21 protein-coding genes are annotated in these 20270 nt (G+C 71.0%); 16 read left to right on the top strand and 5 right to left on the bottom strand.

Translation table 11 applies throughout. The features are described from left to right. Positions 1 to 26 precede the first annotated feature (26 nt). Both thrB and rho read left to right on the top strand, forming a co-directional pair. Positions 27 to 971: a homoserine kinase gene (gene thrB, locus Drose_RS07115; protein ID WP_260727389.1), complete on the top strand. Its 945-nt coding sequence runs from the start codon at positions 27 to 29 to the stop codon at positions 969 to 971. A 283-nt stretch (positions 972 to 1254) separates the two neighbouring features. Then, positions 1255 to 3300, top strand: coding sequence for a transcription termination factor Rho (gene rho, locus Drose_RS07120; protein ID WP_260727390.1), 2046 nt, complete (start codon positions 1255 to 1257; stop codon positions 3298 to 3300). Between the two features lie 422 nt (positions 3301 to 3722). Here rho and Drose_RS07125 read toward each other — a convergent pair whose 3' ends face one another. After that, entirely contained in the window at positions 3723 to 4625 is a 903-nt protein-coding gene (locus Drose_RS07125) for a phosphatase domain-containing protein (RefSeq protein WP_260727391.1), read from the bottom strand. Further along, complete coding sequence (locus Drose_RS07130; RefSeq protein ID WP_260727392.1) at positions 4618 to 5688, bottom strand: T4 RnlA family RNA ligase; 1071 nt, start codon at positions 5686 to 5688, stop codon at positions 4618 to 4620. Before Drose_RS07130 ends, Drose_RS07125 begins: the two co-directional genes overlap by 8 nt. Positions 5689 to 5928: 240 nt before the next feature. Between Drose_RS07130 and rpmE the strand changes: the two genes are divergently transcribed. The 3 genes from rpmE to Drose_RS07145 all read left to right on the top strand — a co-directional run bounded on the left by rpmE (position 5929) and on the right by Drose_RS07145 (position 7692). Continuing rightward, a complete protein-coding gene (gene rpmE, locus Drose_RS07135) occupies positions 5929 to 6156 on the top strand; it encodes a 50S ribosomal protein L31 (protein WP_260727393.1) in 228 nt (75 codons plus the stop codon). Positions 6157 to 6250: 94 nt separating this feature from the next. Beyond that, entirely contained in the window at positions 6251 to 7345 is a 1095-nt protein-coding gene (prfA, locus tag Drose_RS07140; RefSeq protein ID WP_260727394.1) for a peptide chain release factor 1, read from the top strand. 134 nt (positions 7346 to 7479) lie between these two features. Further along, entirely contained in the window at positions 7480 to 7692 is a 213-nt protein-coding gene (locus tag Drose_RS07145) for a hypothetical protein (protein WP_260727395.1), read from the top strand. An 11-nt stretch (positions 7693 to 7703) separates the two neighbouring features. Here Drose_RS07145 and Drose_RS07150 read toward each other — a convergent pair whose 3' ends face one another. Continuing rightward, a complete protein-coding gene (locus tag Drose_RS07150) occupies positions 7704 to 9236 on the bottom strand; it encodes a GGDEF domain-containing protein (protein WP_260727396.1) in 1533 nt (510 codons plus the stop codon). A gap of 56 nt (positions 9237 to 9292) precedes the next feature. Here Drose_RS07150 and prmC point away from each other — a divergent pair, with 56 nt between their 5' ends. Both prmC and Drose_RS07160 read left to right on the top strand, forming a co-directional pair. Beyond that, complete coding sequence (gene prmC, locus Drose_RS07155; RefSeq protein WP_260729628.1) at positions 9293 to 10141, top strand: peptide chain release factor N(5)-glutamine methyltransferase; 849 nt, start codon at positions 9293 to 9295, stop codon at positions 10139 to 10141. Positions 10142 to 10187: 46 nt separating this feature from the next. Further along, positions 10188 to 10829 carry an L-threonylcarbamoyladenylate synthase gene (locus Drose_RS07160; protein ID WP_260729629.1) on the top strand — a complete coding sequence of 214 codons (642 nt, stop codon included), beginning with the start codon at positions 10188 to 10190 and terminating at the stop codon, positions 10827 to 10829. A gap of 19 nt (positions 10830 to 10848) precedes the next feature. Here the strand turns inward: Drose_RS07160 and Drose_RS07165 are convergent, their stop codons facing one another. Further along, positions 10849 to 11499 (bottom strand): L-threonylcarbamoyladenylate synthase, encoded by a 651-nt coding sequence (locus Drose_RS07165; RefSeq protein WP_260727397.1) that lies wholly within the window; start codon positions 11497 to 11499, stop codon positions 10849 to 10851. Between the two features lie 38 nt (positions 11500 to 11537). Between Drose_RS07165 and Drose_RS07170 the strand changes: the two genes are divergently transcribed. Continuing rightward, entirely contained in the window at positions 11538 to 12146 is a 609-nt protein-coding gene (locus Drose_RS07170) for an arsenate reductase/protein-tyrosine-phosphatase family protein (protein ID WP_260727398.1), read from the top strand. 65 nt (positions 12147 to 12211) lie between these two features. On the opposite strand, the gene Drose_RS07175 is transcribed toward Drose_RS07170, so the two are convergent. Continuing rightward, on the bottom strand, positions 12212 to 13678 hold the full coding sequence (locus tag Drose_RS07175) for an SDR family oxidoreductase (RefSeq protein ID WP_260727399.1): 1467 nt from the start codon (positions 13676 to 13678) through the stop codon (positions 12212 to 12214). Between the two features lie 44 nt (positions 13679 to 13722). On the opposite strand from Drose_RS07175, the gene Drose_RS07180 reads away from it, so the two are divergent. The 8 genes from Drose_RS07180 to atpA all read left to right on the top strand — a co-directional run bounded on the left by Drose_RS07180 (position 13723) and on the right by atpA (position 20267). Next, on the top strand, positions 13723 to 14973 hold the full coding sequence (locus Drose_RS07180) for a serine hydroxymethyltransferase (protein ID WP_260727400.1): 1251 nt from the start codon (positions 13723 to 13725) through the stop codon (positions 14971 to 14973). Beyond that, a complete protein-coding gene (locus Drose_RS07185; protein WP_260727401.1) occupies positions 14970 to 15359 on the top strand; it encodes a hypothetical protein in 390 nt (129 codons plus the stop codon). Before Drose_RS07180 ends, Drose_RS07185 begins: the two co-directional genes overlap by 4 nt. 477 nt (positions 15360 to 15836) lie before the next feature. Beyond that, the gene (locus Drose_RS07190) at positions 15837 to 16052 is read left to right on the top strand and encodes an AtpZ/AtpI family protein (protein ID WP_260727402.1); all 216 of its coding nucleotides are present in this window, start codon (positions 15837 to 15839) and stop codon (positions 16050 to 16052) included. 33 nt (positions 16053 to 16085) lie between these two features. Beyond that, complete coding sequence (gene atpB, locus Drose_RS07195; RefSeq protein ID WP_260727403.1) at positions 16086 to 16862, top strand: F0F1 ATP synthase subunit A; 777 nt, start codon at positions 16086 to 16088, stop codon at positions 16860 to 16862. A 94-nt stretch (positions 16863 to 16956) separates the two neighbouring features. Next, positions 16957 to 17181, top strand: a complete 225-nt coding sequence (gene atpE / locus Drose_RS07200; protein WP_260727404.1) for an ATP synthase F0 subunit C — start codon at positions 16957 to 16959, stop codon at positions 17179 to 17181. Between the two features lie 44 nt (positions 17182 to 17225). After that, the gene (locus Drose_RS07205) at positions 17226 to 17771 is read left to right on the top strand and encodes a F0F1 ATP synthase subunit B (RefSeq protein WP_260729630.1); all 546 of its coding nucleotides are present in this window, start codon (positions 17226 to 17228) and stop codon (positions 17769 to 17771) included. After that, positions 17768 to 18589, top strand: a complete 822-nt coding sequence (locus Drose_RS07210; protein WP_260727405.1) for a F0F1 ATP synthase subunit delta — start codon at positions 17768 to 17770, stop codon at positions 18587 to 18589. Before Drose_RS07205 ends, Drose_RS07210 begins: the two co-directional genes overlap by 4 nt. A gap of 40 nt (positions 18590 to 18629) precedes the next feature. Beyond that, positions 18630 to 20267 carry a F0F1 ATP synthase subunit alpha gene (atpA, locus tag Drose_RS07215; RefSeq protein ID WP_260727406.1) on the top strand — a complete coding sequence of 546 codons (1638 nt, stop codon included), beginning with the start codon at positions 18630 to 18632 and terminating at the stop codon, positions 20265 to 20267. Positions 20268 to 20270 lie beyond the last annotated feature (3 nt).

A 20270-nucleotide genomic window follows, 5' to 3' on the forward strand; every position in this document is an offset into this window, starting at 1 on the left:
GCCGTCCCCATGGTGAGATGGGAGGTATGGCCCTGCTGTCCCACCCGGTCGTCGCGCGCGTGCCGGCGACGAGTGCCAACCTCGGCCCCGGCTTCGACGCGCTGGGACTCGCCCTGACCCTGTACGACGACGTCGAGGCACGGGTGACGGCCGGCGGCGTCACGGTCGAGGTTCGTGGCGAGGGTGCGGGTGACCTGCCCGGCGACGAGCGCCATCTCGTGGTGCGCGCGATGCGCCAGGCGTTCGACGTGCTCGGTGAGCAGCCCGCCGGTCTCGCATTGCGGTGCCGCAACCGCATTCCCCAGGCCCGCGGGCTCGGCTCGTCGTCGGCGGCGATCGTCGCCGGGATCGTCCTGGCCCGCGGACTGGTCGAGGGCGGCGCCGAGCGCCTCGACGACACCGCCGCCCTGGTGCTGGCCAACGACATCGAGGGCCACCCGGACAATGTGGCGCCGTGCCTGCTGGGCGGGTTCACCATCGCGTGGACCGACGATTCCGGCGCCGCCGCGGTGCGGCGCGAGCCCGCACCCGGCATCCGCCCGATCCTGTTCGTCCCGGAGGAGCGCGGGCTGACCGAGGTCGCCCGGGCCGCGCTGCCGCCGGCCGTGCCGCACGCCGACGCCGCGTTCAACGCGGGCCGCGCCGCGCTGCTGGTCCACGCGCTCTCCGGCGATCCCGGCCGGCTCTTCGCGGCGACGGAGGACCGGCTGCACCAGCGGTACCGTGCGGAAGGCATGCGCGGCACGGCGGATCTCGTGTCGGCGCTGCGTGGCCAGGGTGTGGCCGCCGTCGTCTCGGGCGCGGGGCCGAGCGTGCTCGCGCTCGCCGTCGCCCACTGGACGCCGTCACCCTTGCCGGGTTGGCGTGTTCTGCCGCTGGATGTCGATATGGCGGGTGCGCGTCTCGGCGCTGAGCTGGGATGGGGTACGCTTGAACACGCCGAGCGGGACGACCCTGTTGCCGCTGGCTAGCGGAGTTGATTACTCTCTAGTCTTACAGCAGCCGCTCAGTGCGGCGATCTCATGCGGGGCGGCGTGCTCCGATTTCCGTGGCACCCCTTGCGCACGCCCGGTCGCCAACCCGCGTCTCTTGTGGTCGCGCGCGTACGGCTGGGCCAGATGGTGGCGTCCAGCCCAACGGCATAGCAGCGCTGCAACACCTCCCGCACCGCTCGCGAGGCGGGAGCACCCGCGGGCCGCCCGGCCACCGTATCGCAGATCCGGGCAGCTCCGGCCTAACGAGGGAAGGAATCCATTGAGCGACACCACCGACGTCACGTCGGATGTCTCGAACGACCGCACCGCGGTCGAGGCCGACGGCGCCGAAGCGGGCGCGACGCGTCGGCGGCGCTCGGGCACGGGGTTGTCCGGCATGCTGCTCCCCGAGCTGCAGAGCCTGGCCGCCTCGATGGGCATTTCCGGCACCGCCCGCATGCGCAAAGGCGAGCTGGTAGCGGCCATTCAGGAGCGCCAGGCGGGTGAGGCGCGACCGGCTACCACCACGCGCGCCCGCTCCTCCCGCACCGCGACCCCCGAGGCGGAATGGCCGTCCGCCACCGAGGTCACCGAGGCACCTGCCCGCGCCCCTCGGCGGGCCACCCGGGCCGCCGGCCCGCCCGAGCCGCGTGCGGCTCGTGAGGACGCCGCCGCGGCCGCCCCGACCGAGTCGGCCGAGAAGGTCGAGAAGGTCGAGAAGGTTGCCGAGCGTAACGGCCGTGCCGAGGCACCGGAGCGCGCCGAGCGTCCCAGCCGGTCCGAGCGTGCGTCCGAGCGTGCCTCGGAGCGTGCGGACCGGACTGAGCGGACCGAGCGCGGGGAGCGGACTGAGCGGACCGAGCGCGGGGAGCGGACTGAGCGGACCGAGCGCGGAGAGCGGGCTGAGCGCGGAGAGCGGGCTGAGCGCACCGAGCGGGCTGACCGGACCGAGCGGGCTGAGCGCAACGAGCGTGGGGACCGGGCCGAGCGCACCGAGCGCACCGAGCGCACCGAGCGCGGCGGCGCCGACCGCAACCAGCGTGGCACTTTCACGCAGCACGACGAGGACTCCGACGACGACGGCTCCGGCCGCCGCAGCCGCCGCAGCCGGTTCCGGGACCGTCGCCGGGGCCGCGACCGTGACGGCGCCGAGACCGGTGCCCGCGGTGGCAACGAGCCGCAGGTCAGTGAGGACGACGTCCTCGTGCCGGTGGCCGGCATCCTCGACGTGCTCGACAACTACGCCTTTGTCCGCACCACCGGCTACCTGTCCGGGTCCAACGACGTCTACGTCGCGATGTCCCAGGTCAAGCGGTATGGGCTGCGCCGGGGCGACGCGATCACGGGTGCGGTCCGCCAGCCACGCGACGGCGAGCAGCGGCGCGACAAGTACAACCCGCTGGTCCGGCTCGACACGGTCAACGGCATGGACCCGGAGGAGGCCAAGCGCCGCCCCGAGTTCTACAAGCTGACCCCGCTCTACCCGCAGGACCGCCTGCGGCTGGAGACCGAGCCGCACATCCTCACCACGCGCGTCATCGACCTGGTGATGCCGATCGGCAAGGGCCAGCGCGCGCTCATCGTGTCGCCGCCGAAGGCCGGCAAGACCATGGTGCTCCAGGCGATCGCCAACGCGATCACCCGCAACAACCCCGAGTGCCACCTGATGGTCGTCCTGGTCGACGAGCGGCCGGAAGAGGTCACCGACATGCAGCGGTCGGTGAAGGGCGAGGTCATCGCCTCGACCTTCGACCGTCCGCCGACGGACCACGCCACGGTCGCCGAGCTGTCGATCGAGCGGGCCAAGCGCTTGGTGGAGCTGGGCCACGACGTGGTCGTCCTGCTCGACTCGATCACCCGGCTCGGCCGTGCGTACAACAACGCGTCGCCGGCGTCGGGCCGCATCCTCTCGGGTGGTATCGACTCGACCGCGCTCTACCCGCCGAAGCGCTTCCTCGGCGCCGCCCGCAACATCGAGAACGGCGGCTCGCTGACCATCATCGCGACGGCCCTGGTGGAGACGGGCTCGACCGGTGACACGGTCATCTTCGAGGAGTTCAAGGGCACGGGCAACGCCGAGCTGAAGCTCGACCGGAAGATCGCCGACCGGCGTATCTTCCCGGCGATCGACATCGACCCGTCCGGCACCCGCAAGGAAGAGATCCTGCTGGCGCCCGACGAGCTCGCGATCGTCATCAAGCTCCGCAAGGTGCTGCACGCGCTCGACTCGCAGGAGGCGCTCAACCTGCTGCTCGACCGCCTCAAGAAGACCCGGACCAACGTCGAGTTCCTCATGCAGATCGCCCAGACGACGCCTGGCGAGTAACGACCCGGACCGCCCCCGCGTGCCACGCGGGGGCGGTCCGGTGTTCGACGGACACACTCGCACGACGTGGGCGCGGCGCACCGGCGAACCCGCACGCCGACCGGTGGGCGGGCCGCGACATCGAGCCGTGCGGTCGTCTATCGACCCCCTCGTCGCACTACCGGATCGTGACGTACGGGCGTGCGGGTGGTGCCTGTCGCTCGTGGTCGCTGCTGGACCGGGCGACTCCATGATCATGGGAACGATACGGCTGCCCCGATAGCCACATCTTTCCCATGATCTGTGAGTCGCCGGCCCGGAACCCCGCCGCCCCCGGGTCCAGCGGCGATCATGAGCGACAGGCGCCATCCGCACGACTGTGCGTCACCATCCCGTAGCGGAATACCGGGGTTGACGGACGGCCGCACGGCTGAGCCTTGCGGCTAGAAGTCGCCCTCCGCGACCTGGAACACCGTCAGCCCCAGCGAGCGCCACATGCGCACCACCTGCTGGCGGTCGTCGAAGACGCCGACCACGTGGAAGCGGCTGCGGATCTCCTTCTCGAAGATCTCCGCCTTCACCACGCTGTCCCGGCGCTGGTCGCCGAACTGCCGCATGAACAGGCCGGAGTGCGGGACGCCGACGTGCTCCTCCAGCCACGCCGCCGTCTCCTCGCGGCAGTCGTCGCTGCGGCCCGAGCAGAACACGATCTCGTGGCCGGCCGCGTGCATGGCCCGGACAGCGGCGATCACCGGTGCGTTCGGCAGGTCCGTCGAGACCCGGCTCATGTCGTACGGGCTGCGCCCGTTGAACAACGCCACGGTGCCGTCGATGTCGACCAGGACGGCCCGCGGTGCGTCCGGCGGCGGCACGTACGTCTCGCCGTTCGTCGCGTCGAGCACCGGCAACGGCAGCGGCAGGATGCGGCCCGCGAGGTACCGCTGATGCATCGAGCGGATGGCGTCCTCGCCGACGCGGTCCCCCTCGCCGCGCAGGGCGTCGCGGCGAAGGCATTCCTCCAGCGGCACGTCGGTGAAGTCGCGCACCGCGAAACTCGCCCCGCACCTGGCGGCCAGCTCGGCGAACTCGCGCACGACCCGGCTGCGCAGGTTGGTGTCGTCGCAGACCACGTGGGCGCCGACGCGCAGCAGGGCCTCGACCGCGGCATGGTGCGCGGCGGTGACCTGCCGCTCGGCCCGGTTGCGGCGCTCGTCCTCGTCGACCCGGCCGCCGTGCAGCATGCGGCGCAGGTCGTCGCGGTTGACCCGGACGAGGTGGGCCTGTTCCCTGGCCCACGTGGTCTTGCCGGAGCCGGGGAGTCCCCGGGTGATGGTGAGGCTAGGCAACGACTTCCTCCGTGACCGCGACCGACGGGCGCACCTGCTGCCAGAGGTACCTGCTGTAGTCCTTGCCGTCCAGTCGCAGGAACAGGCAGGCCCGCATGGGGTGCCGCGCGACGGCGGCCGCGAAGTCCCGCCGCGCCCAGCCGTCCGGCAGCCCCGACAGCGCCGCGGCGAAGGATGCCTCGACCCCGGCCGCGAGCTCGTCGACCTCCGCCCGGAGGGACGCGGCGATGCCGGTCGCCCAGGCGTGGAACTCGTCCGGCAGCGGCTCGAGCAACTCGTCGAGCTCGCCGTTGACGATGGCCTCCCACACGACGCGGGCGTTGAGCCCGGTGACGATGCGGTGCAGGCGCACGTATTCGGCGTACTTGATCTTCAGTCGCGTGTCGGGACCGGTGAAGTGGACGACGAGCCCCTCCCGGTTGGCGCGGGGCGGCGCGGCGAGCGCCTCGGCGAACGTCGAGTATCCGAACGACTCGACGACCGGGCCGGGCCAGTCCGGCACGGCCGACGGCGCGTGGCTGCGCCCGGTCGCGATGTCGACGGCACCGAGCAGCACGAGATCGTCGAGCCCCGCGTAGTCCAGCACGATCCGGTTGGCCGGATAGATGATCTCGAACAGCACCGTGCGGCCCGGCGGCGGCGTGAAGCGGTGCGCATACCGCGTGCGCCACGTCTGCGTCGCGTGCCGTGCCTGCTCGGAGTCGAACGACCCCCGTGTCGCGATCGCCCAGCCGTCCGGCGTCGGGAAGAGCACGCCGAGTGATCCGTCGGCCTTGTCGGTGACAATGACCGGACCGTCGAGATCGAGCTCCGGGGCGCCGGGCTGATCGTGGTTGAAGAACTTCGTGAACGGCCGCGCCAGCACCTCGCCGGTCGCCGCCGACACGACCAGGCCGCGGCAGGCCAGGGTCGCCCCGTTCCACACGCCCTCGTACTGCGCCTTCTCGGTGTAGTTGTAGATCAGCAGCGGCAGCGAGGGGTGCCGCTGGGCGCGGACGTACCCGCCGCTCGCCATGTCGGCGAGCAGCGCGGGATCGCAGAGTTCATCGAGGTGGAGGCTCATGGCGTGAGCCAGGGTAGGTGAGATCGGCAACCACCGCGACGGGCTTTCGTCCGGGTGTCGTTCGTCATCCCGGCGGGCCCGGAAACCGGTTCAGGCCGGCGGGAATGCGGCGCCGCCCGCAGGCGTTGCGTACACCGGTTGAGGTGCCGTGACCCGGTCGTGGCAAACTTGACCGACGGCCAGGTTCCGGTTCACGCCAGCACGGCGACCCGGCGACCGATTAGCGAAAGGACCGCGGCCATGAAGCCGGACATTCACCCGGAGTACGTGACCACCGAGGTCACCTGCTCCTGCGGCAACTCGTTCACCACCCGCAGCACCGCCAAGGGCGGCACGATCCACGTGGAGACGTGCTCCGTCTGCCACCCGTTCTACACGGGCAAGCAGCGCGTCCTCGACACCGCTGGCCGGGTCGCGAAGTTCCAGCAGAAGTACGCGAAGGTCCAGGCCAAGCAGGCCGCCAAGTAGCGACGCTTCCGGCGCCCGCTCCGCCCGTGTGCACGGGACCGGAGCGGGCGCCGGCTTCGTTTCACCCGATTTGTTCGTAGGGACCCGAGGGGACATGAGCACCGACAGCAGGCTCGCCACGCTCCTGGCGGAGTACCAGGAGCTCGAGCAGAAGCTCGCCGATCCCGGCATCCACGCCGACCAGGCGCTGGCCCGCAAGACCGGCCGGCGCTTCGCCGAACTGTCCCCGATCGCCAAGACGGCGGGCGAGCTCGACCAGACCAGGCAGGACCTCGACGCCGCCCGTGAGCTGGCCGCCGAGGACCCGGCGTTCAACGGTGAGGCCGAGGAGCTGGAGGCCCGCATCCCGGCGCTCGAGGAGCGGCTCGCCGAGCTGCTCGCGCCCCGCGACTCCAACGACGCCAAGGACGTCATCCTCGAGATCAAGGCGGGGGAGGGCGGCGAGGAGTCCGCGCTCTTCGCCGGCGACCTGCTGCGGATGTACCTCCGGTACGCCGAACGGCACGGCTGGGCCACCGAGATGCTCGACTCCCAGGAGTCCGATCTGGGTGGTTTCAAGGATGTGGCGGTCGCCGTCAAGACCCGCGGCATCCCCGACGGCGGCAACGGCGTCTGGTCGCGGCTCAAGTGGGAGGGCGGCGTGCACCGCGTCCAGCGGGTGCCGGCCACCGAGTCGCAGGGCCGCATCCACACCTCCGCCGCCGGCGTGCTCGTGACCCCGGAGGCCGAGGAGACCGGCGAGATCGAGATCGACCCCAACGACCTGCGCGTCGACGTGTTCCGCTCCTCCGGCCCGGGCGGGCAGAGCGTCAACACCACCGACTCGGCGGTCCGCATCACCCACCTGCCGACCGGGATCGTCGTGTCCTGCCAGAACGAGCGCTCCCAGTTGCAGAACAAGGACCGCGCGCTGCGGATGCTCAAGGCCAAGCTGGTCGCGCTCGCCGAGGAGCAGGCGGCCGCCGCGGCCGGCGACGCGCGGCGCTCGCAGGTGCGTACCGTTGACCGGTCGGAGCGGATCCGCACGTACAACTTCCCGCAGAATCGGATATCCGACCATCGGATCGGTTACACCGCGTACAACCTGGATCTGGCCCTCGCGGGTGATCTCGACGGTGTGCTGGACGCGCTGGCCGAGGCGGACCGCAAGGCGCGGCTCGCGGGCGAGGACCAGCTCAGCAGAGGGTGATGCGGGTCTAACGCGGACGTCACATCATCGAAACCGTGCGGCGGGACGCTGGACTCCGGTAGCGTTTCGTGCCGGACGGAGATCGTACTGATTGTGACCGCCGCTATTCCATCGACGCCACCCGGAGGGATGCCATGCCGTCGTCGTCGCCTGTCGACCTGTCCGCAGCCCCACGCGCCGTCGTGAGCACGGCCGCCGAGCTGATCTACAAGGTCGGCCGTTCCGTGCTCGGCGCGGAGCGGATGCCGACGGCGAAGGCCAACGCGTGGGCGGCGGTGTGCGCCGACCAGGAGCGTGCCCGCATCCGCGAGGAGAACGCCCGCGTGCTGCTGTCGCGGGCCAACTGACCCGCCGGTGCTCAGGACGCCGCGCGGGGCCTCGGGGCCTTGGCGCGGAGCATGGCGTGGTCGGCCGCCTCGAACGCCTCGGCCACGCTGTCGAAGTGCTCGCCCGACAGGCCGGCCCAGCCGATGGTCACGCCCACCGGGGTGCCCGGCACCAGTGACTGCCAGTCCTCTGCCGCCACCGCTGCCCCGATCCGGCGGGCGATCTCCCTCGCCTCGCCGGCGCTCGTCGTCGGCAGAACCACCACGAACTCGTCACCGCCGTAGCGCGCCACGAAGTCGCCCTTGCGCATCACACGGTTGAGGACCCCGGCGAAGCGCTGCAGGACCAGGTCGCCGGAGAGGTGGCCGTGGACGGTGTTGACCTCCTTGAACCCGTCGAGGTCGAGCACGCCCAGCACCGCGCGGCCGCCGGTCTCGAACAGCTTGGCGACGTGCTCCTCGAGGTAGCGGCGGTTGGGCAGGCCGGTGAGCGGGTCGGTCTGCGCCTCGCCCCGGTGGAAGTCGATCCGCCGCACCATGTCCTCGTGGTCGAGCAGGGCGGCGACACCCTCGACGAACAGGTCGCGGAGCCGGTCGAGCTGGGCCACCGCGACCCGGAACGAGCTGCGGTCGGCGTGGTAGGCCAGCCGGTAGTCGGCGGCGCCCAGGTGCGCCAGGGCGCGCAGGCGGTGCAGCTCGGCGCCGCCGAGGGAGTCCTCGCTGACGTCGGCGGTCTCCAGCCGCGCGACCGCCTCGATCGGGCGGCGCTCGGCGATCGCCTGGCAGACCGCCCCGAGGGTGCGCAGGTCGCGGGCCCGGGTCGACATGCCGCCGGATTCGAGCAGCGGCCATGCCTCGATCCCGGACCGGACCGTGCCCAGCGTGCCCATGCGGACGATCGCGTAGCCCATGGCGCCGCGGGCGATCGGCCGGAGCCTGTCGACCTCGTTATCCTTCTGCTTGCGCTCCAGGTCGTGCACGATGTCGCGCAGGATCCGCTGACACCCCTCGCTGTCGCCGCGGTGGTCGAGGTCGACGGCGAGCCGCAGCCGGATCTGCGGCGCGGCGAAGTCGGTGTTGGCGGTCGGCGAGCCGACCTCGACGGCCACCTCGCGGGCCCGCTCCATGGCGGCCAGTGCGTGACCGTGAAACCCCGTGTACGAATACGCCATCGCGAGGTTGTGCCAGCCCCAGGCGGTCGTCTCGTCGGTGAGCTCGACGGCGCCGAGCGCGCGTGAGCCGTGCACCAGCGCCCGCGCACAGCGGTCCAGCGAACCGGCGCGCAAGGCCACGATGGCGGCCAGCGCCTGCAACTCGCCGTATTGGGCGGGGTCCTGCACCTGGCTGGCCGCCGCCAGCCCGGCGTCGAGCGCGGCCGGATAGTCGGCCGACCGGCCCATGTTGATCAGCGCGATGAGCCGGAGCGTCAGCGCCTCGACACGGTCGTGCGGGGACTGGTCGTCGGCCAGCACCCGGTCGACGACCGCCATCGCCTCGCCCAGGTGATCCTGGAAGATCAGCCGGCGAGCGCGCGTCAACTCCGACGTGCGGTCGGCAACCGCCATCGGAACCCCCTTTCGGCGCGCCTCATGATTATGGGGTGCACAGCCTCGAAGATGACATGCCGGAACGCGGGTTGCCCACGCCGTCCGCGGCGATCGCCGGCGCGGCCCGGGTCCTGGCCCGCGCCGGTGTCGCTTCGCCACGGGTCGACGCGGAACTGCTGGCGGCGCACGTTCTGGGCATTCCGCGCGCCCGCCTCCTGACCGCACCCCGGTTCGCCACCGAGCAGGCGGCCGAGTTCGACCGGTTGGTACTGCTGCGCGCCACCCGTGTGCCCTTGCAGCATTTGACCGGGGAAGCGCCGTTCTTCGGGTTCGAGCTCCTGGTCGGCCCGGGCGTCTTCATCCCGCGGTTCGAGACGGAGCTGCTCGTCGAATGGGCGCTGCGGCACCCGGGCCGCACGGTCGTCGACCTGTGCAGCGGTTCGGGCGCGATCGCGATCGCGGTCGCCCGGGCCCGGCCGGACGCCGACGTCTACGCCGTGGAGGCGTCGGCGAAAGCGCTGGACTGGTTGCGCCGCAACGCGACCCGGCTGGCGCCGTCGGTGCGTGTGGTGCGCGGCGACGCGACCGACCCGACGGTGCTGTCCGATGTCGATGGCGCGGCCGACCTGGTCCTGTGCAATCCGCCCTACGTGCCGGAGGATGCCCCGGTCGACGTCGAGGTGCGCGACCACGATCCGCACGAGGCGGTGTTCGGGGGCCGGGACGGCATGGACCTGATGGCCGGCATCGCCCGCCGCGCGGCGGCGCTGCTCCGTCCCGGCGGCGTCCTGGCGATCGAGCACGACGACACCCAGGGCGAGACCCTGCCCGCGCTGCTGCGCGAGGCCGGCTTCACCGAGGTCGCCGACCACCGGGATCTGGCCGGTCGCCCCCGGTTCACCACGGCGCGGCTCCCGGCCTGACCGGGCGGGCCGCATCCCGGGAACGCCTGGCAGACTAGCGATCGTGATGCTCTACGACTGCAGCCAGCTAGCCGAGCGCGAGCGCGGCATCGCCGCAGCCATCGAGGCGGTGCAGCGGGGCGACCTGATCGTCATGCCGACCGACACCATCTACGGCATCGGCGCCGACGCCTTCAAGTCGTGGTCAGTCACCGCGCTCAACAACGCCAAGGGACGCACGGCACCGGTGCCGGTGCTGGTCGGGTCGCGGCACACCCTCGACGGGCTGGTGTTCGGCCTGCCACAGGCGGCCCGCGACCTCGTCGACGCGTTCTGGCCGGGCGCCCTGACCATCGTGGTCGAGCACGCCCCGAGCCTGCAGTGGGACCTGGGCAGCGACGACGGCACCGTGGCCGTTCGCATGCCGCTGCACCCGATCGCGCTGGAGGTGCTGCGCGAGACGGGCCCGATGGCGGTCTCCTCGGCGAACAAGGTCGGTCAGCCGCTGCCGCAGACCGCGGAGGAGGCCCGCGACCAGCTCGGTTATGCGGTGAGCGTCTACCTGAGCACGCCCGCCGAGCTCGACAACGTCACGAGCACCATCGTCGACGTCACCGCGAACCGCATGCGCGCGGTGCGCCTCGGCGGCATCGACCTGGACCAGCTCCGCGAGGTCGTGCCCGAGATCGAGGACCCGGCCGCCGCCTGAGCGGAGCCGGCCGGGCACGTCAGCCGGCGACGGCCTTGATCTCCTCGAGCGTCACCGGACCCTGCCGGAGCACCTCGAAGCCGTCGCCGGTCAGCCGGACCAGCGTCGAGGCCTTGCTGTGGGTGATCGAGGTCTTGTCCTCCAGCACCGGCACGACCTCTTCGCCGGACCAGTCCAGCTCGGGCAGGAAGTCGAAGTCCAGCGGCGCGCTCTCCTCGCCGGACCGGTTGAGGCTGGTCGCCGTGACGGGCGCGCCGAGCAGGTCGACGACCTGGAGGGTCGCCGGGTGATCGGGGACCCGCACCCCGACGGTGCCGTTGAGGGTGACGAGCCGGTCCGGCAGGCGACCGCTCTGCGGTACCACCACCGTCAGCGGACCCGGCGTGAACGCCCGGACGAGCCGGTCGGCCACCTCGTCGAGCCGGGCGAACTCGTGGGCCATGCGCAGCGATCCGCACGCCACGTGCATCGGGTTGTCGAGGCTGCGGCCCTTGGCCCGAAAGACCTTCTCGACGGCCCGCTCGTCCGTCGCCAGGGCAGCGACCAGATAGCCGGTCTCGGTCGGCAGGACCGCGAGCCCGCCCCGGCGCAGATGGTCGGCGACCCTGGCGGCGGCGCCGAAGGACAGCAGTTTGGCGGGGCTGTGCGCGAGCGCTTCGAACGTGGTCACGGACCGCCATGCTATCGCTGCCCCGTAGGCTTGCCGTCATGTCGTCACCCTTCAGCGTCCTGTGCGTCTGCATGGGCAACATCTGCCGGTCGCCGATGGCGGAGCGGCTGCTCGTCGCCGACGCGCTCGCGCTCGGGGCGTCGTCGGACCTGCTCTACGTGCACGGGGCCGGGACCGGCGGGTGGCACGTGGGGGAACCGATGGACCCGCAGGCCGCCAAGCAGGTGCTGGCCCGCGGCGGTGACGTCACCGACTTTCGGGCCCGCAAGCTGCTCGCCGAGCACGTCGACGCGTCCGACCTGGTCCTGACGGCGACCGGCGAGCAGGTCGACTTCATCCGTGAGCTGCGGCCCGACGCGGCGGCACGCACGTTCGTCTTCGGCGAGTTCGGCCGCCTGCTGCGGGAGGTCGACCTGGCCGCGCTCCCGCCGGCCGGCCGCGACGCGGACGGCGTCCATGCGCGCGGGGTGGCGCTCGTCGAGGCGGTCGACCGGGCCAGGGCGGACCGCGCGCCGCTGCCGGAGGACGACCTGGACGACCCGTGGGGGCGGCCGGACGCGTACTTCAGCCGCGTGGCCGACGAGGTCCACGCCGTCACCCGCCCCCTGTCCGCCGCCCTGTTCCACCACCCCGCCAAGTCGCGTTGATCATGCACTCGTGGTGCCGCGACACTCCCAAGATGCCCGGTTTGTCAGGCACCACAAGTGCATGATCAACGCGACTTGGCGGGGCGGGTGGCGGTCCTTGCGATGTTGCGGGCCATGCCGCCGAAGACGAACGCGTGGAACGGCGCGACCGACCACCAGTAGGCGTGGCCGGCCAGGCCCTTCGGCAGGAAGACCGCGCGCTGCTCGTAGACGGTGCCGCCCGAGCCGTCGCCGACCACGCGCATCTCCAGCCAGGCGCGGCCCGGCAGCCTCATCTCGGCGCGCAGGCGCAGCAGCTCGCCGGGAACGATCTCCTCGACCCGCCAGAAGTCCAGCGCCTCGCCGACGTAGAGCCGGTGCGGGTCCCGCCGGCCGCGGCGCAGGCCGACACCGCCGACCGCGCGGTCGAGCCAGCCGCGCACCGACCAGGCGAGCGGGAACGAGTGCCAGCCGTTCTCGCCGCCGATCGCCTCGATGACCCGCCAGACCCGGTCCGGAGGCACGGCGACGCGGTGGGAGCGCTCGTCGCGGTACACGCTGCCGCCCGACCAGTCAGGATCGGTGGGCAGCGGGTCGCTCGGCGCGCCCGGCAGGACGGCGTTGGCCCAGCGGGTCTCCACCTCGGCGTCCCGGACCTTCCGGAGCGCCAGGTGTACGGCGAGGTCGAACCCGGTCAGCCCGTCGTGCGGATCCGGCACGTAGCCGGCGATGTCGTGCTCGCGGCAGACCGCCTCGTGGATCAGGCTGCCGACCAGCGGGCGGGCGATCCGGTTCGGCACCGGCGTCACCAGGCCCACCCAGTGCGACGAGAGCCACGGCGTCAGGACGCGAATCGGCAGCAGGACGCGGCGGCGCAGGCCGGCGACCTTCGCGTACCGCTGCATCATGTCGGCATACGTGAGGACGTCCGGCCCGCCGATGTCGAACGCCCGGTTGACCCGCGGCGGGAACACCTCGGCGGCGGCGACCAGGTAGCGCAGGACGTCGCGGATGGCGATCGGCTGGATGCGGTTGCGGACCCACTTCGGGGTCACCATGACCGGCAGGCGCTCGGTGAGGTACCGCAGCATCTCGAACGACGCCGAGCCGGACCCGATGATCACCGCGGCCCGGAAGACCACGGTCGGCACCCCGCTGCGCAGGAAGATGTCGCCGACCTCGCCCCGCGAGCGCAGGTGCGCGGACGCCCGCTCGCCGGGCACCGGCCCGCCGAGGTAGACGATGCGCTGGACGCCGGCGTCGCGCGCCGCGATCACCACGTTCAGCGCGCTCTCCCGGTCGACGTCCTCGAACGCGGCCCGGCCGAGGGCGTGCACCAGGTAGTACACGACCTCGATGCCCCGCATGGCCGCGGCGAGGCCCTCCTCGGAGGCCACGTCGCCGGCGACGATCTCGACCTTGCCGGCCCACGGCACGTCACGCAGCCGGCGCGGGTCGCGGGTCAGGCAGCGCACCTCATGGCCGGCGGCCAGCAGGCGCGGGACCAGCCGACCCCCGACGTAGCCGGTCGCGCCGGTCACCAGGCATCGCATGACTTCATGCTTACCCTGAGCCGTCGCCACCTAGACTGCGATTCATGGGCGACACGTACTGGGGTCCGGACTTCGAAGCACTCCGCGATACCGATCCGGAGATCGCCGACGTCGTCCTCGACGAGCTGCAACGCCTCCGCGGCGGGTTGCAGTTGATCGCGAGCGAGAACTTCACGTCCCCGGCGGTGCTGGCCGCGCTCGGCTCGACGCTGACCAACAAGTACGCCGAGGGGTATCCCGGCCGGCGGTACTACGGTGGCTGCGGCCAGGTGGACCGCGCCGAGGAACTGGGGATCGAGCGGGCCAAGGCGCTGTTCGGCGCCGAGCACGCCAACCTGCAGCCGCACAGCGGCGCGAGCGCCAACTTGGCCGCCTATGCCGCGCTGCTCGTGCCGGGCGACACGGTGCTGGCGATGGAGCTGCCGCACGGTGGCCACCTGACCCACGGCAGCAAGGTCAACTTCTCCGGCAAGTGGTTCAACACGGTCGGCTACCCGGTGAGCAAGGATGACGAGCTCATCGACTACGACGAGGTTCGCGACCTCGCGCTCGCCCACCGGCCCAAGATGATCATCTGTGGGGCGACCGCCTACCCGCGGCTCATCGACTTCGCGCGGTTCCGCGAGATCGCCGACGAGGTCGGCGCCTACCTCATGGTCGACGCGGCGCACTTCATCGGGCTCGTCGCGGGCAAGGCCGTCCCGTCGCCGGTGCCCTACGCCGACGTGGTCTGCTTCACCACGCACAAGGTCCTGCGCGGCCCGCGCGGCGGCATGATCCTGTGCCGCGAGTCGCTCGCCCAGCGCATCGACAAGGCGGTCTTCCCGTTCACCCAGGGCGGCCCGCTGATGCACGTCGTGGCCGCGAAGGCGGTCGCGCTCAAGGAGGCGGCGCAGCCGCGGTTCGCCGACTACGCGCGGCAGGTGGTCGCCAACGCCCGTGAGCTCGCCGCCGGGCTGGCCGCCGAGGGCATGCGCCCCGTCTCCGGCGGCACCGACACCCACCTGGCCCTCATCGACCTGCGTGCGCTCCAGGTCACCGGCCGGGAGGCGGAGGAGCTGTGCGACGCGAACGGGATCACGCTCAACAAGAATGCCATCCCGTACGACCCGGAGAAGCCGATGACCGCGTCCGGCATCCGGGTGGGCACCCCCTCGGTGACCACCCAGGGCATGAAGGAGCCGGAGATGCGGGAGATCGCCGGCCTGATCGCGGCCGCGGTGCGCGGTGAGCGGGTCGGCGAGCGGGTGTCGGAACTGGTCGGGCGGTTCCCGGCGTATCCTGCACCGTTGTGAGGAAGCGACTGCGGCACCTGCCCGCCGGACTGATCGCGATGGCGGCGCTGCTCGTGGTGACCGTGCCGCTCGCGCTGTGGCGGGACGGCGGCGCGGGCGCGGCCGGCGCGGTCGCCGGCGTGGCCCTCGTCACCGCCAGCTATGTGGTCTCCGGCCTCGTCGTCGCCTGGACCGACCTCAAGGCTCGACACCTGCTCATGCCGGTGGCCCTGGCCACCTACGTGCTGAAGTTCGCCGTGATCGGCGTCGCCATGTGGTTCGTCGGCGGCTCCGGCTGGACCGGCCTGAGCTGGATGGGCGCCCTGGTCATCGCCGCGGTCGTGGTGTGGATGGCGGCCCACGCCGTGTGGGTGTGGCGCGCCAAGATCCCGTACGTCGAGCTCTAGCGCCCCCAAGCCCGCGTCGATCTTGCAGTTGTGGTGCCGGGACACTCCCTGAATGCCCGGGTTTGTCAGGCACCACAACTGCAAGATCGATGCGCGACGGAGCGGCCGACGGGTGCCGTGACGCGCGGTGGTGATAGCGAACGGGCGCACCGTCGTGCTGTTCGCACTCTGCGACGAGGCGTCGGCGGCTTGCTGGCGGCGATAGCGGCTAAATCACGAAAAAAGCGATTGTGGTGTTGCGCACGGTCATCTCTGCCATACGCATTGTTAAGCTGGACTGTCCGCAGAGCCGGTGGGGGTGACCGTGCGCAACATTTACTCAGGTATCGGTCGTGTAGTTGACGTCCACCGAGCGTCGGGCGTAGTAACGTTGACGGCCGCCGGTTGATGGCCTTGGACCCACAGCAACCCCCGCGCGAGCAGCACGCGGGGGTCGACGCACAGGTGTTTCCGACCGGCTGATATGGTCACCGCGTCATGGCCGGTAACCAGACTCCCAAGCAATCCGGATCGAGTGGAGCCAACGAGGGTTGGGTCGCCGTCGGATACCTCATCTCGGGCATTGCCGTGTGGGGCTTCATTGGTTGGCTGGTCGACCGGTGGCTCAACGCCGGTGGCATCGCCACCGCCATCGGATGTGTGCTCGGTGCGGCAGGCGGCATCTATCTGGTGGTCAAGCGCCTCGGTGCCTGATCCACCGATGGTTTCGATATCGAAAGGGACGTGGTGAGCGGTCTGGTTTTGGCGGAGGCGCCGTTCCCGCCGAGCGTGAACGACATCTTCCCCCCGAACATCGGGGACATCGGCCCCTGGCTGAGCAAGTTCACTCTGTTCATCTGGCTCGCCGTTGCCATCGTCCTGATCTTCTTCCTGGTGTCGTACCGCAACCCCAAGCTCGTTCCGACCAAGAAGCAGTGGCTCGCCGAGTCCGTCTACGGGTTCGTGCGTGAGGGCGTCGCCAAGGACGTCATCGGCCACGAGGGGCTGCGGTTCGCGCCCTACCTGGCCTCGCTGTTCTGCTTCATCCTGGTCGCCAACGTCTTCGCGATCGTGCCGTTCATCCAGGTTTCACCGATGGCACACATCGCGTTTCCGCTCATGCTGGCGCTGTGTACCTACGCCCTGTACCTCTACCAGGGCGTCAAGAAGCACGGCTTCCTCGGCTATCTGAAGCACGCCACCGTGCTGCCCGCCCCGTGGTTCATGCAGCCGCTGCTGCTGCCGATCGAGGCGCTGCAGGCGTTCATTCTCCAGCCGGCCACGCTCGCCCTCCGTCTCTTCGCCAACATGTTCGCCGGCCACATGCTGCTGCTGGTGTTCACCCTGGGCGGCTTCGCGCTGCTCAACGCGGAGAGCCTCTTCCTCAAGCCGATCTCAGTGATCTCCTGGGGCATGACCATCCTGCTCACGTTCTTCGAGCTGCTGGTCGCCGCCCTGCAGGCATACGTCTTCACGCTTCTGACGGCCAACTACCTCGCCGGCACGCTGGCCGAGGAGCACTGAGCCGACCCCCGCTTCGAGCCTCGAAAGCGAACGGCACCACCTTTTTCAGTTGTCCCGCGTGATCGTCACGCGAGATCTCAGGAGGAAACACACCATGACCCTGGCAGAAGTCAGCGGTAGCCTCAGCGCCATCGGTTACGGCCTCGCCGCCATCGGCCCTGGCATCGGCGTCGGTATCGTCTTCGCCTCGTACATCCAGGCCACCGCCCGCCAGCCCGAGTCGGCCGGTCTGACCCGTACGTACATGTTCCTCGGCTTCGCCGTGGTCGAGGCGCTCGCCCTGCTGGGTATCGCCTTCGGCTTCGTGTTCCGTAGCTAGTCCTCCCGCCCTCATCCACCACGAAAGCGGGAGGTTTCCCAATGCTGTTCTACGCCGCAGAGGCAGAACACAACCCGATCATTCCGATCTGGCAGGAGATCGTCGTCGGCCTCGTCGCCTTCGCGATCCTGTGCTTCGTGCTGATGAAGCTCGTCTTCCCGCGTATGGAGGAGACCTTCCGGGCACGGGTGGACGCGATCGAGGGCGGGATCAAGCGTGCCGAGGAGGCGCAGGCCGAGGCGAATCGGCTGCTCCAGCAGTACAAGGAGCAGTTGGCCGAGGCTCGCACCGAGGCGGCTCGCATCCGTGACGAAGCGCGCGCCGACGCGACGGGGATCCGCGAGGACATCCTCGCGAAGGCCCGCGAGGAGAGCGACCGCATCATCGCGGCGGGCCGGGATGCCCTGCAGACCGAGCGGCAGACCATCGTCCGCCAGTTGCGGGCCGAGGTCGGCTCGCTCGCGGTCGACCTGGCCGGCCGGATCGTCGGGGAGTCGCTGGAGGAGGAAGCGCGCCGGCGGGGCACCGTCGAGCGGTTCCTGCGGGAGATCGGCGACGCGGACGCGGCCGGTGCCGCCGGGCGGCGTTGATGGATGCGATCAACCGGGAGGCCTACGGGGCCGCCGCCGACAAGCTCGCCGAGTTCTCGGCGAGCGCTGGCGTGCAGCAGATCAGTTCGGTGGCCGAGGAGATCCTCGCCGCCGCCGACCTGCTCCGGCGCGAGCCGCGGCTGCGCCGGGCCCTGGCCGACCCGGCCCGCGCCGCTGCGGACCGCAGCGGGCTGGTCAGCTCGATCCTGTCCGGGAAGGTGAGCGACGAGACGGTCGCGCTGCTCTCCGCCCTGGTGAGCGGTCGCTGGTCCGGCCCGGGCGCGCTGCTCGACGGCGTCGAGCGGCTCGGCGTCGACGCGCTGCTCTCCGCCGCCGACAAGGCCGGGGAGCTGGCCGACGTGGAGGACGAGCTCTTCCGCTTCGGGCAGGTCGCCTCCGGCGACCCGCGGCTCGCCGCAGCGCTCGCCGACTCGACCGCACCGCTGGCCTCCCGCCAGGAGCTGGTCCGTGACCTGCTCGACGGCAAGGTCAAGCCGGCGACACTGAGCCTCGCGCTGCTGGCGCTGGCCGGGTTCGGCGGCCGTGGGGTCGACAGTTCGCTGTCCCGTCTCGTCGAGCTGGCCGCCGCCAAGCGCGACCGGTCGGTGGCGCACGTGACCACCGCGATCCCGCTGACCGCTGAGGAAGAGGATCGCCTGGCTGGCCGGCTCGCCGCGCTGTACGGTCGAGGAGTCTCCCTGAAGATCGACATTGATCCGCGCGTTATCGGAGGCATGCGGGTCAAGGTCGGCTCCGACCTCTATGACGGCACGGTCGCGCGCCGCCTCGCCGAGGCCCGCACGGCGCTCGCCAAATAATCCAATCCCCGAAGCTTGATACACAGATAGAAGGTTGAGGATGGCCGAGCTGACCATCTCCTCGGACGACATTCGGGGCGCACTCGAGCGCTACGTCTCGTCCGTTGAATCACGGATCTCCCGCGAGGAGGTCGGCGTCGTCTCTTACGCCGGCGACGGTATCGCCCAGGTCGAGGGCCTGCCCTCGACGATGGCCAACGAGCTGCTCGAGTTCGAGGACGGCACGCTCGGCGTCTCGCTCAACCTCGACGTCCGCGAGATCGGTGTCGTCGTCCTCGGCAAGTTCGAGGGCATCGAGGAGGGCCAGCAGGTCAAGCGGACCGGCCGGGTGCTCTCGGTCCCGGTCGGTGACGCCTTCCTCGGCCGCGTGGTCAACCCGCTCGGCGAGCCGATCGACGGCCGTGGCGAGATCGTCAACGAGGGCCTCCGCGAGCTGGAGCTCCAGGCGCCCAACGTCATGGCCCGCCAGCCGGTGAAGGAGCCCCTGCAGACGGGCATCAAGGCGATCGACGCCATGACCGCCATCGGTCGGGGCCAGCGCCAGTTGATCATCGGTGACCGCAAGACGGGCAAGACGACCGTCGCGCTCGACACGATCATCAACCAGCGGGACAACTGGCAGTCCGGCGACCCGAAGCGGCAGGTCCGCTGCATCTACGTCGCCATCGGCCAGAAGGCCTCCACGGTCGCCGCCACGCGCGGAATCCTGGAGGAGCAGGGCGCGATGGAGTACACCACCATCGTCTCCTCGCCCGCGTCCGACCCGGCCGGCTTCAAGTACCTCGCCCCCTACGCCGGTTCGGCCATCGGCCAGCACTGGATGTACGGCGGCAAGCACGTCCTCATCGTCTTCGACGACCTGACCAAGCAGGCCGAGGCGTACCGCGCCGTGTCGCTGCTGCTGCGCCGCCCGCCGGGCCGTGAGGCCTACCCGGGTGACGTCTTCTACCTGCACTCCCGGTTGCTGGAGCGCTGCGCGAAGCTCTCCGACGAGCTCGGCGGTGGCTCGATGACGGGTCTGCCGATCATCGAGACGAAGGCCAACGACATCTCGGCCTACATCCCGACGAATGTCATCTCGATCACCGACGGCCAGATCTTCCTCGAGTCCGACCTGTTCAACCAGGGCGTCCGCCCGGCCATCAACGTCGGCACCTCGGTGTCCCGCGTCGGTGGTTCCGCGCAGGTCAAGGGCATGCGCAAGGTCGCCGGCCGCCTGCGTCTGGACCTGGCGCAGTATCGCGAGCTCGAGGCGTTCTCGGCGTTCGCCTCCGACCTGGACAAGGCGTCGCGGGCCCAGTTGGAGAAGGGCGCCCGCCTGGTCGAGCTGCTCAAGCAGCCCCAGTACTCGCCGTTCGCGGTCGAGGAGGAGATCATCTCGATCTGGGCCGGCACCACCGGTCAGCTCGACGACGTCCCGGTCTCCGACATCCGCCGGTTCGAGTCGGAGCTGCTGCAGTACCTCCGCGGCAACCGCAAGGAGCTGCTGATCAAGATCGCCGAGACCAAGGATCTCGACGACGAGACGGTCAACAGCCTCACCGAGGCCGTGAAGAGCTTCAAGCAGGTGTTCTCCACCAAGGCGGACGAGGTGCACCTCAACGAGGCGCCGGCCAAGGCGCTGGAGGGTGAGCAGGATCGCGAGACCGTCACCCGCCAGGTCCGGAAGTCGGGCTGAGCC

The organism is Dactylosporangium roseum (genome assembly GCF_025264685.1).
GTDB classification, from domain to species: Bacteria; Actinomycetota; Actinomycetes; order Mycobacteriales; family Micromonosporaceae; genus Dactylosporangium; species Dactylosporangium roseum.

Coding starts and splice junctions, on each gene's coding strand:
- Drose_RS07130 (WP_260727392.1), bottom strand. CDS start 5,688: ATGAGCCTCCACCTCGATGAACTCTGCGATCCCGCGCTGCTCGCCGAC.
- prmC (WP_260729628.1), top strand. CDS start 9,293: ATGCCGGAACGCGGGTTGCCCACGCCGTCCGCGGCGATCGCCGGCGCG.
- Drose_RS07160 (WP_260729629.1), top strand. CDS start 10,188: ATGCTCTACGACTGCAGCCAGCTAGCCGAGCGCGAGCGCGGCATCGCC.
- Drose_RS07150 (WP_260727396.1), bottom strand. CDS start 9,236: ATGGCGGTTGCCGACCGCACGTCGGAGTTGACGCGCGCTCGCCGGCTG.
- atpE (WP_260727404.1), top strand. CDS start 16,957: ATGACCCTGGCAGAAGTCAGCGGTAGCCTCAGCGCCATCGGTTACGGC.
- rpmE (WP_260727393.1), top strand. CDS start 5,929: ATGAAGCCGGACATTCACCCGGAGTACGTGACCACCGAGGTCACCTGC.
- thrB (WP_260727389.1), top strand. CDS start 27: ATGGCCCTGCTGTCCCACCCGGTCGTCGCGCGCGTGCCGGCGACGAGT.
- Drose_RS07190 (WP_260727402.1), top strand. CDS start 15,837: ATGGCCGGTAACCAGACTCCCAAGCAATCCGGATCGAGTGGAGCCAAC.
- Drose_RS07145 (WP_260727395.1), top strand. CDS start 7,480: ATGCCGTCGTCGTCGCCTGTCGACCTGTCCGCAGCCCCACGCGCCGTC.
- atpA (WP_260727406.1), top strand. CDS start 18,630: ATGGCCGAGCTGACCATCTCCTCGGACGACATTCGGGGCGCACTCGAG.
- Drose_RS07170 (WP_260727398.1), top strand. CDS start 11,538: ATGTCGTCACCCTTCAGCGTCCTGTGCGTCTGCATGGGCAACATCTGC.
- Drose_RS07180 (WP_260727400.1), top strand. CDS start 13,723: ATGGGCGACACGTACTGGGGTCCGGACTTCGAAGCACTCCGCGATACC.
- Drose_RS07175 (WP_260727399.1), bottom strand. CDS start 13,678: ATGCGATGCCTGGTGACCGGCGCGACCGGCTACGTCGGGGGTCGGCTG.
- prfA (WP_260727394.1), top strand. CDS start 6,251: ATGAGCACCGACAGCAGGCTCGCCACGCTCCTGGCGGAGTACCAGGAG.